The 13,959-nt window shown below is 55.8% G+C and carries 9 protein-coding genes and 2 pseudogenes; 7 read left to right on the top strand and 4 right to left on the bottom strand.

Annotated elements, in window-relative coordinates; all coding sequences use genetic code 11:
* The first annotated feature begins 15 nt into the window (after positions 1-15).
* The gene (locus HDG34_RS08055; protein WP_184059032.1) at positions 16-453 is read left to right on the top strand and encodes a hypothetical protein; all 438 of its coding nucleotides are present in this window, start codon (positions 16-18) and stop codon (positions 451-453) included.
* A 540-nt stretch (positions 454-993) separates the two neighbouring features.
* Here the strand turns inward: HDG34_RS08055 and HDG34_RS08050 are convergent.
* Positions 994-2,079 carry a glycosyl hydrolase gene (locus HDG34_RS08050; protein ID WP_184059245.1) on the bottom strand — a complete coding sequence of 362 codons (1,086 nt, stop codon included), beginning with the start codon at positions 2,077-2,079 and terminating at the stop codon, positions 994-996.
* A 1,199-nt stretch (positions 2,080-3,278) separates the two neighbouring features.
* Between HDG34_RS08050 and HDG34_RS08045 the strand changes: the two are divergent.
* Together HDG34_RS08045 and HDG34_RS08040 are read left to right on the top strand one after the other, a co-directional pair.
* Positions 3,279-3,875, top strand: a pseudogene (locus tag HDG34_RS08045) (sugar transferase); the annotation flags it as partial.
* Positions 3,876-3,980: 105 nt separating this feature from the next.
* The gene (locus HDG34_RS08040; RefSeq protein ID WP_184059028.1) at positions 3,981-5,105 is read left to right on the top strand and encodes a glycosyltransferase; all 1,125 of its coding nucleotides are present in this window, start codon (positions 3,981-3,983) and stop codon (positions 5,103-5,105) included.
* A gap of 280 nt (positions 5,106-5,385) precedes the next feature.
* Here the strand turns inward: HDG34_RS08040 and HDG34_RS08035 are convergent, their stop codons facing one another.
* The 3 genes from HDG34_RS08035 to HDG34_RS08025 all read right to left on the bottom strand — a co-directional run bounded on the left by HDG34_RS08035 (position 5,386) and on the right by HDG34_RS08025 (position 8,516).
* Positions 5,386-6,306 (bottom strand): glycosyltransferase, encoded by a 921-nt coding sequence (locus HDG34_RS08035; protein ID WP_184059026.1) that lies wholly within the window; start codon positions 6,304-6,306, stop codon positions 5,386-5,388.
* Positions 6,307-6,405: 99 nt separating this feature from the next.
* Entirely contained in the window at positions 6,406-7,347 is a 942-nt protein-coding gene (locus HDG34_RS08030) for a glycosyltransferase (protein WP_184059024.1), read from the bottom strand.
* Between the two features lie 257 nt (positions 7,348-7,604).
* Positions 7,605-8,516, bottom strand: coding sequence for a polysaccharide deacetylase family protein (locus tag HDG34_RS08025; RefSeq protein ID WP_184059022.1), 912 nt, complete (start codon positions 8,514-8,516; stop codon positions 7,605-7,607).
* A gap of 395 nt (positions 8,517-8,911) precedes the next feature.
* On the opposite strand from HDG34_RS08025, the gene HDG34_RS08020 reads away from it, so the two are divergent.
* The 4 genes and pseudogenes from HDG34_RS08020 to HDG34_RS08005 form a co-directional block, all read left to right on the top strand.
* Positions 8,912-11,173: a polysaccharide biosynthesis tyrosine autokinase gene (locus HDG34_RS08020; RefSeq protein ID WP_184059020.1), complete on the top strand. Its 2,262-nt coding sequence runs from the start codon at positions 8,912-8,914 to the stop codon at positions 11,171-11,173.
* A 68-nt stretch (positions 11,174-11,241) separates the two neighbouring features.
* Positions 11,242-12,480, top strand: a complete 1,239-nt coding sequence (locus HDG34_RS08015; RefSeq protein ID WP_184059018.1) for a lipopolysaccharide biosynthesis protein — start codon at positions 11,242-11,244, stop codon at positions 12,478-12,480.
* An 82-nt stretch (positions 12,481-12,562) separates the two neighbouring features.
* Positions 12,563-13,711 carry a hypothetical protein gene (locus HDG34_RS08010; RefSeq protein WP_184059016.1) on the top strand — a complete coding sequence of 383 codons (1,149 nt, stop codon included), beginning with the start codon at positions 12,563-12,565 and terminating at the stop codon, positions 13,709-13,711.
* Positions 13,712-13,756: 45 nt separating this feature from the next.
* A pseudogene (locus HDG34_RS08005) lies at positions 13,757-13,930 on the top strand (hypothetical protein); the annotation flags it as partial.
* Positions 13,931-13,959 lie beyond the last annotated feature (29 nt).

Genomic DNA, 13,959 nt, shown 5'->3' with positions numbered 1-13,959 from the left:
CTGGAGGTTGCGTGCATGGCGGCGGACAACGCCCAAGCCGTGCGTGCAATGACGAGTTGCAGCGCCGTCGCCATACCGATCGGCCCGCGCTTGATGGCCACGATCATTTCCGACCCCTCCGATTCGATCCCGGTGATCGCCCTCGCATTCGGCGTGTTTCCGCAACAGACGCTGGGTGAAGCGCTGACCAGCGAAAGGGAGTACACGAAGATCGCCACGGTCCGTCTCTTACCGATCACTGCGTTCGCCGGGCACTCCATCTGCCTGATGGCGCATTGGAAAGCTGAGCGCACGGGCACCGGCGTCTTCATCTATGGCGGGATCTTTCCGACCTCTCTGTTTGTGCCGGCCGGCGTCTGCCATTTTGATGCTGATGATATTCGTCCATCGCGACGCCGGCATCTTCGCGCTCGCCTACTGCGTCGGCTATTTTCGTACGTCACGTTCTTCTGAACCCGCGCGCCGCCGGCGATGCAATGCGCTTGCCATTCTGAAGTTTGGCGCCGAAAGCGTGGCTAAACCCGTGGTATAGTGAGTTCGATTATTAGGTCGGCATCCATCCGCAAGCGGGACATTGCGCCCTTGTCAATCTCTGCCGGACTTTGGATCGCCTTCATCACACTGTCCGGTGCCGCTAGGGAAGATCTCAAGCCATAGCTACGCCACCGATGACATCGTGCTGTTCAACTTCTCGAAAATTCGATGTGGTCGTAAAGGGAGTGGAAGATGGTAACTTTCTTGACGCATGCCGCCTGTCTGCTGATCGGCGTGGCGATTGGGGTCTTCGCGTGTGCGCTTTGCGTTGCGCGCGCGAGAGGATCAAAGGAGGATAATTAGTCTCATCGCCCTCTTATGATCCATCCGTCATTGCGGATGTCCGCTGCTTCCTCTTTGCAACACCATCAAGCACGTTGGAGCAGGGCAGAACAGCAAAATGACGCAGACGGCGGAGTCGGCGTTCGCGTTCATCTCATCGATTGCAATTAGACGCCTTCACTGGACCGGGGTCAGGTAGGGACCCGATAGGAATCGCTGTGCTCGCGGGATGCTCGCGGTGTAGGCCCGAATAGCGGCGGCAAGCTGCGGGCAGATCAGGTTACGGTTGTAATCGTAGATTGAGTAGCCGTCGCCTTCCCCGTTGCTCGGATCGCCGTTACGCACGACATACCAGAACGCCTTTGCCACCGAACCGTTGTCCATCAGCACCTTCAACTGATTGAATGCCGCGAGTTGTCCGGCGTCCGTACGGGTCGTCCCGTTGTTGGTTTCCGTGATCCAGATCGGCTTGGGACCGCTAGCGACCAGATTCGAAACGGTCGTCTTGAACGACTGCATCAGCGTTTGGTAGTCGGCGCTGCTGAAGTACGGGTGAACGTCGACGACGTCGATCGTGGTGTTCAACGGGCTGGAAGCACTCTTCGTGTTGTTACCCATTGCCTTGATGTAGTCGGTCGCCTGGATCAGCTCGCTGCCCGCGGGCGGTTGCCAGCCGTTATTCGGGTACGCCGAGTTGTAGAAGTACGAGATGCCCTGAGTGTGCAGAACCGTTTTGTAGCCCGACTGGCTTTTCGTGTTCAGGATCTGCCTGGCTTCCGAATAGAGCGTCTTGCTGCGATTCAGAATGTATCCGGAGATACCGTTCGGATCGCCGTAAGACGGGTCCGAAGCGGAGAACGACCAGTTGGTCTCATTGAACAGTTCGATGTCAGCCGTAAAGAGCAGAACGACGTCCATGAGCGAGCCGAGATACTTCGTGAACGTCGCGTCGCAGAAGTCGAGTCGCGGTGACGATGCGCTCGGCGGATTCCTGGTGGCCGGGCATTGGTATGCGCTAGACGGCGCGTACATGCCCACCTGGAAAAGAATCTTCATGCCGCGCGTGCGTGCGGCGTTCAGAAGCGACTTCAGAAAGGCCACTTTGTTGGGGTCCAGCGTGCTGCCGTCGGCCAGCGTCATGAAGTCCCACGAAACGCCGAGGCGAACCGTACCGACGCCCAATCCGGCAATCAGATCCAGGTCCTTTGAGCATTCGCTCAGCGCCGTCTGATCCGCACTCCAGAGATTGCAGTTCACGTCCATTGCGAAACGGTCGTTTCCGCTTCCGGTGGGCGGCGGCTGCAGCGCCGCGAGTTGCTGGGCGGTGGCGGCGGTCGAACTCGTCTGGGAGAACGCTGGCATCGATTGTCCGCACAACAGGGCTAAGACGGCGAATAAAAAGAAAAGTGTGAGTTTCATTTCTCAACTATAAATGCTGTCGCGTGGAATTGGTTCCGAAAACGTCAGAGTTAAGTGTGCCGATGAACATCAATTGTTGAAGCGACCGCATTGACGGCACGGATATGTCGAACACGCGCATCGAATACCGTGTCGACGTCAGAGTCCCGCACAGACACTACACTTCCGAACAGAGCGACTCAATCTTCCTAAGGATGCGTCCTCTTGTTCGGCATCAGTCCCAGCTGAAGTTTGTTGTGTGACGCAATGCCTCACTATCAGATTTCCGACGCCGGTTGCGCCACGCTTGTCGGCATATCACGAAGTCTTCGCGTCGAACTCCGCAATGAGCGAATCGTCCGATCATGTACGGGAACGCACATCGATTCGTAGTGCCGAGCCGGGATACTTGCGACTTCGATGTGCAGCGCGAGTCATCGCATAGACCTTGCCGCGGTCAGTCATTACACAAGTTGTTCCTTCATCAAATGTTCTTTTTTCCTAAAGATGTAAACTGTCGTCTCTCTTTAGACAAATTCGCAATCACGAGCTTTCGAAAGAACGGATACACCTCTGATAAAAGCATGCGTCTGACCTGAACGCTTTGTCATGGTATTTACGAGTGATACCTGGCGATAAGACCAATCAAAGAACGAAGCCATGATTCGAATTCTGCGTATTTGATTGGCAGAAGAACTGTTGGTGCACCTGATGAAGGGCGACGTGTCTCGATCGAACTGTACGATGGCGACTTTATGCGCTATTGCTAACATTCGGTCTTTGAGTGAGATGTTACGCTCGTCGTGACTCGTCAGTGAATCAATGAAATTAGCTTCACTAAACGATTCACTTCCACACCAAAATCTGTTTTGCAAGCGCAGGGTGCCTACGCCGGCATCGTTCCCCACGAGTTTCCGAACTGAGGAGATAGTATGTTCGAATCCAACGCCACCGCGGATCCGAAACTGAAAGAGGCGTGCCTTGAGGCGAATTCAAAACAGGTCGCCCTGGATGACTCGAACCCGCAAAGCGAGAACATCTTCGTCGCAAGGTGGGACGACGCAGTGAAGAGAACGATGGACGTTTGCGGGGCGTCGGTTCTACTCATCCTGCTTTTCCCGGTTCTTCTGATAATTGCGCTGGCAGTCATGAGAGATCACGGAAACGCCGTATATGGTCATCCGAGAATTGGCCGAGGCGGACGTACTTTCAAGTGCCTGAAGTTCCGCTCGATGGTCAAGAACTCGGATGAAGTTCTCGCCAAACTGCTCGAAACCGATCCGCAGGCTCGTGCGGAATGGGACCGGGATTTCAAGCTCAAAAACGATATTCGTGTGACGCCGGTTGGCCGCATCCTGCGCAAGACGAGCCTCGATGAGTTGCCGCAACTATGGAACGTGCTGCGCGGCGATATGAGCCTGGTGGGACCCCGTCCTATCGTGCAGAAGGAGCTGGTGCGATATGGCCGCGATGTTCGTTACTACCTCGCGCTGAAGCCGGGAATGACAGGCTTATGGCAGGTCAGCGGCCGCAACGATGTGGACTATCCGACGCGGGTTTCGCTCGATGTTAAATACGCAATGAACCGCTCGCTGACATTCGATATGTCGATTCTTCTGAGAACCGTCAAAGTGGTGTTCGCGAAAGACGGCGCCTACTGAGCCGGCTGGGGTCCTTTCCCTGTCGTAGATTGCATGTCGTCCCGATCGCCGTGACCGATCGGGGATGTGTTCCGCTATCGCTGCGCAATTCACGAGAAACATGTTATGAGAGTGGTCCACGTAATCGAATCGACTGCTACGGGAACGCTTGCAGTTGTGAGCACGCTTGCGACGCGCCTCGCCAAGGAAGGTCACGAGGTGTATGTGATCTATTCAGAGCGCGAGGAAACACCGAAGAATTTGCGCGCGATGTTTCACTCTGACGTCGTCCTGCAGCATCTGCAGATGAAAGGGCCATCATTGGCACGGATCATGTCTGTCTTGCGCCAACAACTCATCGAATTGAACCCGGATATCGTCCATCTGCACTCGTCATTCGCAGGTTTCCTGGGACGAATGTCGACCTTGTTTGCGTTGCCGTCAACGGCGCTTCTTTATAGCCCGCACTGCATCTCTTTCGTACGGCGAGACATAGGCAGGTTGAAGCGATACTGTTTCGCCGCGTTGGAGTTGCTTGCGTGTGTGAAGAACTGCACATACGTTGGCTGCTCCGAGAGTGAATGCGCCGCTATTCGCCGCTATCTTCGGCGAGATGCAGTACTGGTCGAGAACGCGATCGATCGGGCTGTCAGTGTCCAGGGCAACAATCGTTTGGAAAACGCCGGAAAAGTCGGATCGACGAAAAGGCGAAAAATTGTGACTGTCGGCGGCATTCGTGTGCAAAAGAATCCGCGATTGTTCGCGGAAATTGCACGCTCGTTTGATCGGGACGGCGTCGAGTTCGTATGGATCGGCGACGGCGACGCAGATCTCAGGAGGACGCTCGAGGACGCCGGCGTGCGTGTGACCGGTTGGCTTACGCGTGCTGACGTAATCGCGGCTGTGGCGCAAGCGGATATCTATTTGTCGACAGCTTCCTGGGAGGGAATGCCGATTTCTCTGATTGAAGCAATGACGCTCGGCACTCCCGTTGTGGCGTCAGATTGTCCGGGCAATATAGACACCATTCGTCACGATTCGACCGGCGTTCTTTATCGGACGGCTGCGGAAGCGACTTCGCTGATCCGGAAGATGATAGCCGAGGATAAATTTCGTGAAGGTTTATTGCGGCGCGCGCAGGAAGAAGCGCGCAACAGATTCAGTGAAGATCGTTTCTTCAACAACATCGCGCTGCTTTATTCGGCCCAGTTGAGAAGCATTCGCCAGGGCCGTTCGGTGCTGAGCGAGTGACTACTGCGCGATTTGCAGCAGGCCGTCGTCTGGGACCGATTGCATACAGTGCTCTTGCCGAAGTGAAGAGTAGCGGACAAAAGCCTCTTCACGCGTGTGACCATCAACTCTTCATCGATTCGCGCAGTCGGGACGGGCGAAGAACTGGCCCGAACGTGCCGATGGGGCGCGGCAAGAATCGAAGCACCACTCCGTAACCAACGTTCACGGAACGCGATCGCGACGAGACTGACTTTTGAGAAATGGTTTGCGCGTGTCATCGCGCAAACCATTTTAATTTTTAGAGCCGCGCGAGATATCGCTCCACGCCCGAGGCGGCGATTATATCTGTCCACCGCAAATGCAGCAGCGTGGAGGGGTCATTTTTCGGCACCATATCGCCGTGGAAATTGCAGATGCTAGAGAATACGTCTGGGCCCGTTACTTTACATTGAATTCCAAACTTGGCGGCGGCGTTCAGATTCGAAGGCGAGTCATTGCAGATGATTCTTTTGCCAAGCGCAGCATATTCCAGAAGCTTGGTCGGCGTCTGCACGTCGTACGGACGCTTGTACGGGATGGTTGAAATAGCAATCTCGCAGTTGCGAACCACCGCGAGGGCATCGCGTTGCGCAAGACGTCCCGTGAACAGGATGCCGGGCGATCGAAGATATGCGTCGGAGATTTCCTTTTCAACAGGCCCAATCAGAACGAGGGTATCCGAGTCGCGCTTGGCGGCCAGGAAGTCCCTGATGAAGCCGACAAAGCCGCGTTCCCGTGTTATCTCGCCCAGATAACAATACGTTCCCGACGGAAGCGCCTGGTTGCGGTCAGCATCCGTCGTGAAAATCCAATCTGGTACGCCCATCGGCAGGAAAACGGTATCTACGCCGTCGCGGAAGCCCATGACTGCACTCATTGAGTCGTTCTGAAATATTCGAAGATCGGGCCGTGGTTGAAACGTTTTCTTGATGCTGTCCTTTAGCGCACTGTTACGCCCGACAGACAGCGAGCGGTAATCGTGGATAACGTATTTTGCAGCAGGGATCCTGGGGTAAAAGCCCATGATGCACCAGAGAATGTACTCTTCCGGATTCTTGACTTTTTTGTAATCATCCAGTGTCCCTGAGGTTACCTTACAGTCGTTTCTCACAAAATACTTCGTGTAGGCGTCTATCTCAGGATAATTCGCCTTGCCGGGGTGAAGAATGAATATCTGCATGTCATTACCACCGTTCAAATGTCGTCTCTTCGGCTGACTCAGTGCTACCAAGGGCAGTTCGAGTCGCATTCGTTGAAATGTCGCACCTCAATGGATTGGTCAAGCGTTGGTTAGCTTGATATCCGTCGGCAGAAATGTCGCGACGTTGGACTGCTCTATCACCCGGTCCCAAATGAGGTCTGCGAAGTCCGTCCGACGATTCGCTGTCGCACCGCGCGCGGCGTCTTCATCGATTCCGTCAAAGATGTTCGCCGTGGTGATCACACTATGGATGCCCATCTCTTCACAGCATCTGATATTCGACGGCGAGTCGTTGCACACGATTTTCTTGCCGAGCGCAGCATACTCGAGCAGCTTGGTCGGCGTTTGATAGCAATGCGGCCGGTGATAGGGGAAATAGCACACCGCAACATCGGATTCGACCACGTGCTTCAGCGCCTCACGCTGCGGCAACGGCCCAGTGAAAATGATATTTTTTGCATTCGAAAATCTTTCGTAGATGCGCGGGTCCGGTTTTCCCACCAGGAGGAGGGAGACGTCGCGCTTCTGAAAGTTGTTTATAAATGCTTCCAGCACGCGATCGAAGCCCCGCTCGACGCTCATTTCGCCGATATAACAGAAATCAGCTTTCTTTTCGGTCTGACCGCCATCCTGCACCTCGAAGATCCAGTTCGGCACGCCCATGGGCAGGATCACACTGGGTACGCCGTGACCGAAACCCATGATCTCCTGTTGCCGTTTGTTCTGAAAGATCCGCAGATTCGGCTGGCAATTGAAATACCGCTTCGCGACGTCTTTCATCGCCGGCCAGCCGCCAACGGAGAGAGAACGGTAGTCATGGATGACAAAGTCGGATTCAAACCGGTTCGGATAAAAACCCATGATTTCCCACAACACGAAATCTCGTTTGTTATCGAGGGCGCGGTAATCGCTGATTGTTCCGACCACCACATCCACGCCGCGCGCTTTAAAATAGTTTTGATAGGCAGTAATTTCCGGATAATTGGCGGTACCCGGAGACGTGATGAAGATTTTGCGCATGCCGCCTTCCTTTTTAACCGTGGAGATAAGGAACAATAAGGCCGTTACGAATAGTGCACTGGCGGTCCGGTCGCGCCTTTGATTGACGGGTGCTCGAACGTTGACCGCTTGTTCTGCTCGAAGCCGAGATCGCGCGCGATAGTATTTTTATTAGCGAATACCTTATCGTGACGATTCGCTGCCTTGGGTTGGATGCAGCGCGGTGCACGACGGTGTCGTACGCCGCTGCGCGAGCTGTCGCGTCGGCGCTGTGCTTTCTACGCCTGGTTCAATGCACGTGGCCTGCTAAAGATGCGCTGAGCGAGGCGCCTGACGCGTCCCAGTCGCAGATAGCGCGGCACCAACGTCAGCCCCGTGAGCTGCGCGGCGAACCACGACACGGAAGAGTCATCGTCAATGTCGAACGCCTTGAGTCGGAACGGGTCGCTTCCTTCGTCGTTCCAGCCCACGTCGGTCGTGCGTGCGGTCTTGTAGCCGGCGGCCTTCAGCAGCTCGACTTCGCGCGGACCATAAATGCCATAGGGATACGCGAAATGCTCGCAAGGCTTACCTACGATCCGTTCTACCTCCGACTTTGATAGCGCAAGCTCTTCAAAGCATTCGTCATCGTCACAGAAGGTTAGTGTCGGGTGATAGCGTGTGTGAGACTGAAAGTCGACATAGGGGCGCATCTCTTCAATATGGGCGGCGCTGAGGCCACTAATCGTCGCCGCTGGGTCTGGCAAGTCCTGACGAAAGCCTCGCGCGTCGAGTTCAGCCAGGCGCTCGTGGTTTTTCATGCGAATCAGCCGCTTCACACCTGCATCCCTCGCGACAGGATGCAGGAACCAGTGAGTACGATCGTGCGCCACGACACTGCTGCAGATGTAAATGGTCGGGTACACGCCGTACTTGATGAATACGGGCAGCAGATTTGCATTGCCGATATGGCCGTCGTCAAACGTGACGGCCACGCGCGGGCGACCACTACCTCGCGAATTTGCCTGCGACAACGGCACGAACTCGACCTTGTCTTTCAGGTACTCAAAATGAGCCTCGAGCGTGGCGGGCGACGGATCGTGATAGAGCAGAATCGCGGTGCGATCGCGCCAGAGAAAGGCTCGAATCGCCGCGGGGGTTCCACTGAAAAGCAGCGCGCGTGTGAATATCTCACACATGAATTGTTTCATATGCATCCCAAGCTAACGGCGTTGAATGGGATTGTGCCGTCACGGCCATAAATGCGATGTGCGTTAGCGTACGGAGATGACGACCGTCTTAAGATAGTCTGGATACTTCTGAAATATACGCTAATTTTCCACCGAGGAATCTACTGCGGGGAAACAGTGGTTCAGCGGAGAATTAGGCAGTCTTATCTTTGTACGGTAAGACGATTATTCTGAAGTTGGTGGCGCGCAAAGCAGAGGAATTGTTGACAGATTGCGTTGCACACCGAACTGACGCGCGCAGCGCCAGCACCGAAAATGTTGCCGTCCCGTGACAAAAAGCGAGATCTGGCAACGCCGCATCGCCTGCACATTAAATCGAGCTTCCACCCTTTTCGTACACCCGCCTTGGGGTTTCGATGAATCAGATCTCTCTGCTTACGAATGCTGCCGTGCTCCGGAATAACGATGTCAGTCTTTCGCGTTATTTCGACGTTCTAATGGCCAACCGTTGGCTGGTCGGTGGAATCGCCGGCGGCGTGCTCGCCGTGGGCGTGGCCTACGCGTTTATCGCGCCGTCGGTGTACCAGGCCGATATTCTCGTCCAGGTTGAAGACAGCATTCCGACCAGCAATTCAAAAGGCCCGCTGGGCGACGTCTCCAGCATGTTCGACGTCAAAACAGAGGCGACGGCTGAAATGGAAATCCTGCAGTCGAGAATGGTGGTCGGAAAAGCCGTTGACGATCTGCACCTCGACGTCAGCGCAAAGCCGAAGCGCTTTCCATTGATCGGAGACTGGTTGGGCCGGCAAGCCCGGAGTCTTTCCGAGCCAGGGATCTTTGGATTTGGCGGATATGCATGGGGCGATGAAGCGATCAAGGTGTCCAGCTTCGACGTCCCGGAAGCATTCGAAGGCGAGAAGTTCGTTCTGACCGTTCTGGACGGCGGACGCTACCGGCTGGAGCAGTCGGATCTCAGCGAGCCGATCGAGGGTCGCGTGGGCGAAAAGCTCGACACGAAACTGCCCGATGGCGCGATCACGCTGCAGGTCGATTCGCTGAACGCAAAGCCGGGCACGCAATTCATTCTGGAGAGACAGTCGCGCGAGAAGACGGTGGAAAGCCTGCAAAACCGACTGACGGTCTCGCAGAAGGGTAAAGACAGCGGCATCATCGGCGCGTCGCTGATGGGCTCTGAGCGGCTGCTGACGGCCAGCACGCTCGCCGAAATCGGCAATGCGTATGTTGACCAGAATCTGAAGCGCAAGGCGGCGGAAGCCGAGAAGTCGCTTGCGTTCCTGAGCGAGCAGCTGCCGCAACTCAAGAGCGACCTGGAGCGCGCCGAGGGACGCTATAACGACATGCGCAACCGCATGGGCGTGTTCAATCTGAGTGAGCAGGGCAAGGCCTATCTGGATCAAAGCGTAGCCACGCAGCGCAGCCTGCTCGAACTGAAGCAGAAGCGCGCGGAGATGGGCGCGATCTACGCGCCGGGTCACCCCGCGATCCAGGCGATCGATCAGCAGATCGGCATGCTGAGCAGCAGGATCGGAAGCTTGTCGCAGCAGGAACAGTCGTTGCCGGACCTGGAGCAGAATGCGGTGCGCCTGACCCGTGACATGAACGTGAACAACGAGCTTTACGTCGGCATGCTGAACAACATGCAACAGCTCAGACTGGTTCGCGCCGGCAAGGTTGGAACGGTGCGGTTGATCGATAACCCGGTGGTGCCGAAAGAGCCGATCAAGCCGAACAAGCTTCTGGTGATTGTCTATGCTGCGTTGGGCGGCCTGATTCTGGGCGTGGGTGCGGCGTTCGGGCGTACGGCGCTGTTTCGGGGCGTGACCGACGCGCAGGAGATCGAGGAGCAAACGGGCCTGAACGTCTATGCGAGCGTGCCGCTGTCGCAGGCGAAAGTCGCGCGAATCGGCAAGACGCCGAAGCTGCCCGCTGGCGAGAAGTTCCTGCTGGCGAGCGAGTTTCCGCGCGACCCGTCGATTGAAAGCCTGCGCCGACTCAGAACCGCGCTTCATTTTGCAATGCTGGAATCGGAATCGGGCGACAATCGCGTGCTGCTGACGGGGCCGACGGAACAGGTGGGCAAGTCGTTCCTTTCGGCGAATCTGGCGGCGGTCGTATCGGCGGCCGGCAAGCGGGTGTTGCTGATCGACGCGGACCTGCGCAAAGGTCATCTCGAGCAATACTTTGGTCTCGACTCGAGCCCCGGCCTGGCTGACTATCTGACGTCGGAGGTGACGTCCGACCCGGTGATCATGCGTGACGTGCGTCCGGGCCTCGACTTCGTTGCGCGCGGAGCGATACCGGAGAACCCGGCCGAGCTTCTGGTGAGCGAACGCATGCAGCAATTCCTCGCGAAGACGAGCGAATACGATATCGTGCTGATCGACACGCCGCCGGTGCTCGCCGTCTCCGACGCGACCGCGCTTGCGGATAGCTGCGGCACCGTGCTGCTGGTGACCCGCTTCGAGACCACTTCCATTGCGCAGGTGCTGGAGGCCACCAAGCAGCTCAAGCAGGCGAATGCCCGGGTGAAGGGCGTGATCTTCAACGGGATCGATACGGATGTCTATCGCTATAGTCTGGGCGCGCGCGCAGGCCTCTATCGCAGTGCTTCCTATCTCGACGCATTGCCCGCCAGCGGAAAGACGCAGAAAGGCTAGCCTTCAGACGACAACCATCGTCGTGTAGAGCGATGAAAAATTCATCCGGACTTCGACGTAGATAAATTGTGAATATCAAACATTCGATCGTCAGTATCGCTGGAGTCGTACTGAGTCAGGCGCTCAATTTCGTTTCGATTCTATTGATCGGGAAGTTCTGCGGGCCGACGGCTCTCGGGTATTTCAGCCAGCTCATGGCCGGTGGTCTTTTTATCGGGTCGGTGATCGGCTTGCGTCTGGAGGTTGCGTGCATGGCGGCGGACAAGGCCCAGGCCGTGCGCGCAATGACGAGTTCCAGTGCGGTCGCCATAGGGATCGGCGTGGGGCTCGTGGTGGCCACGGCAGCGGCCGGGCATACGGAATACATACCTGTTATCGGTCTGGCACTTGGCGTGTTCCTGCAACAGGCGTTGTGCGGAGCACTCACCACCGAAAGAAAGTACGCGCAAATCGCGACGATCCGGTTCTTCCCTAATGCTGCGTTCGCCGTCTACTTCGTCTGCATGATGATGTTTTCGAAAGGGGAGTGCACAGGCACCACCGTATTCAACATCTATAGCTGGATTTTTCTGGCCTCGACCGTTGTGCCGGCCGCGATCTGCCTTTACTCGGCGCGCCGGATGATCCCGTTGGCCTTCCTCAGGTTCTCCGCGCTTCAGATCCAGTATGCAAAATTTGGTGTGCCGACCACTACGCTGAATTCATTCGTGATCTATGCGTCCGCCATTTTGATGCCGATGATCTTCGATCATCGTGAAGCCGGCATCTTTGCGCTGGCGTATCGTGTGGGGTACTTCCCTGCGTCCCTCTTGTCGCAAAGTTTGGGCGCTGTCTTCCGCCGCGATCTGATCGATTATTTCGACGGCCACAGAAAAGACAGAGTGAATCCATCGAAACAGTTTTTTACTATGCTGACGTTTATCAGCATTTCTCTGGTGGCAGCGTGCTATGCAGGCCTTAGCCTCATTATCCACATGAAGATGGGCGACGAATGGGAACCGTCGATGTCCGTGTACCTGATCTTTGTTCCCTATTTCATCACGATGGCGATCTATGGCTCGATGGCTCAGGTATTCATTGTCGCGAACCGGCTGAAGATCGACTTGATGATTCAGGCAGTCAATGCCGTATCGATCTTCCTGATCTTTGCGACGGCTCAATTCCTCGGCGTCGGGTTCATCCACTCGCTTCTTCTGCTCAGCGTCTGTGGAACGATCGTGGCAAGTATGGGTACTTACCAGGCGCTCAAGATCGGCAAGGAGCCGGACGCTTATTTGAATCGCCAACCTAGTTTTGAAGCGCCGTGATCTCTGCGCTCAAAAATCAGCGACGCTGCAAGTTTAGCTCCTCCACCGCGAGGCGAGTCGCTCACTTGTTCAGGGAAAGAGAATGCGCATTGTAAAACTCCCCGGCATCATCGGAAGGAATGCGAGTCCAGGCGTGTCGGCCGTGGTCTGGTTCATTCTGTTCATCGCACTTTATGCGATCTCCGCGTTTCATCAGAGCACGTTGCCGGCGCGTTTTCTGTTGGATGAACTGGTGATCTTCGACCGGATGAAGACCGTCACGGCTTTCAGGGCGTTTGGCGACTCATTTGACAATCTCGCGTGGCTGTTCAACTTCTTCGGTCTCCAGAGTTTCTCCATTTCTTTGATAGGATTTCTCGTATCGACTATCGGCATGTTTGTCGCCGTCTGGCGTTCCGGTGTCACTTCGCTAAAACCGGCCGAGTTCTTTTTGGTTGCGTTCTGGCTCGCCAATCAGACCGTCTACATCGGCGTTCCATCGAAAGAAATCATCATTTCGGTTCTGGTTCTTCTGATGCTGTTTTACAACTCGTCGCGTGCGATATTGGTTTTGTTTGTCGTCCTGGGAGCGCTGGTAGCCGTGTACTTCAGATCGTACTGGGGCATTACACTGGCCGCAACCGTGTTTCTTTATTTCGCGCCAAACGGCTTCAGAAGGCCGGTTTCATTGATCTTTTTCGCGCTGGCCATGTTTGTGATGGTCGCCTTCGTGTTCCAGAAGGCCTATGGCGAATCACTGGATTTCGCAAGGCAGAACGCCAATGAGTGGCGGGACCCGGAGGAAGTGGGGTCGATGATCGTACAGTTCATTCCAGGCAGTGGTATGTTCATTGGCGTGGCGAACGTCGCCATCACGCTGGCGACCTTCGTTTTGCCGGTGCGGCTGATTACGTCGGGTTCTCCGCTGCAAATGCTGGGCGGCATTGGCGTGTTTTTCACTTTTGCGATTGTGTTTATGCGTTATCGCTCCGCGGCGGCGCTATTTCCGGTGGGCCGATTCGAGACGCTTTGTTTTTGTTTTCTGGTCAGTTTCCTATCAACGCAAGCTATTTTCGAGCCGGACTATGGGTCATTTCTGCGGCATCTTTCGCCGGTGTCGCCGATGATCATGTTTCTCGTCCTGCGGCTCTCGTACGATGAACACATAACGGTATCGGCGCAGAGTGCGTCGCGAGTGAACGACGGCGCCCACCACCAGTCCACATTGTCGAAGCATCGCAGCGCCTCCTGAATCGCAATGAAGGTCCGCTGATTCAGTAGGCCGTCAACGAAGCACATGATCGTAAACATCGGGGCGAACTATCTGACGCGCATCGGTGGGTATGACGTGACGCTGCGCGCGGCGATCGACAACATCACGAATCGCTGCTACTGGATGGTCCAGTACTCGGACTACATCGCGCCGGGCGATCCGCGCATGGTCAGTGTGAACGCGAAGATCGATTTCTGATCTGAGTTGCGCGGTGTCGCGGGCCGTGG

The organism is Paraburkholderia sp. HC6.4b (assembly GCF_014200875.1).
GTDB lineage: Bacteria > Pseudomonadota > Gammaproteobacteria > Burkholderiales > Burkholderiaceae > Paraburkholderia > Paraburkholderia tuberum.
The sequence above is the reverse complement of the archived record's forward strand: the minus strand, read 5'-3'. Positions and strand labels throughout refer to the sequence as shown.

Bases quoted from the DNA above. Each gene is read 5' to 3' on its own strand.
- HDG34_RS08055 (WP_184059032.1), top strand. From the start codon at position 16: ATGGCGGCGGACAACGCCCAAGCCGTGCGTGCAATGACGAGTTGCAGC.
- HDG34_RS08050 (WP_184059245.1), bottom strand. From the start codon at position 2,079: ATGGACGTGAACTGCAATCTCTGGAGTGCGGATCAGACGGCGCTGAGC.
- HDG34_RS08040 (WP_184059028.1), top strand. From the start codon at position 3,981: ATGAGAGTGGTCCACGTAATCGAATCGACTGCTACGGGAACGCTTGCA.
- HDG34_RS08035 (WP_184059026.1), bottom strand. From the start codon at position 6,306: ATGCAGATATTCATTCTTCACCCCGGCAAGGCGAATTATCCTGAGATA.
- HDG34_RS08030 (WP_184059024.1), bottom strand. From the start codon at position 7,347: ATGCGCAAAATCTTCATCACGTCTCCGGGTACCGCCAATTATCCGGAA.
- HDG34_RS08025 (WP_184059022.1), bottom strand. From the start codon at position 8,516: ATGAAACAATTCATGTGTGAGATATTCACACGCGCGCTGCTTTTCAGT.
- HDG34_RS08020 (WP_184059020.1), top strand. From the start codon at position 8,912: ATGAATCAGATCTCTCTGCTTACGAATGCTGCCGTGCTCCGGAATAAC.
- HDG34_RS08010 (WP_184059016.1), top strand. From the start codon at position 12,563: ATGCGCATTGTAAAACTCCCCGGCATCATCGGAAGGAATGCGAGTCCA.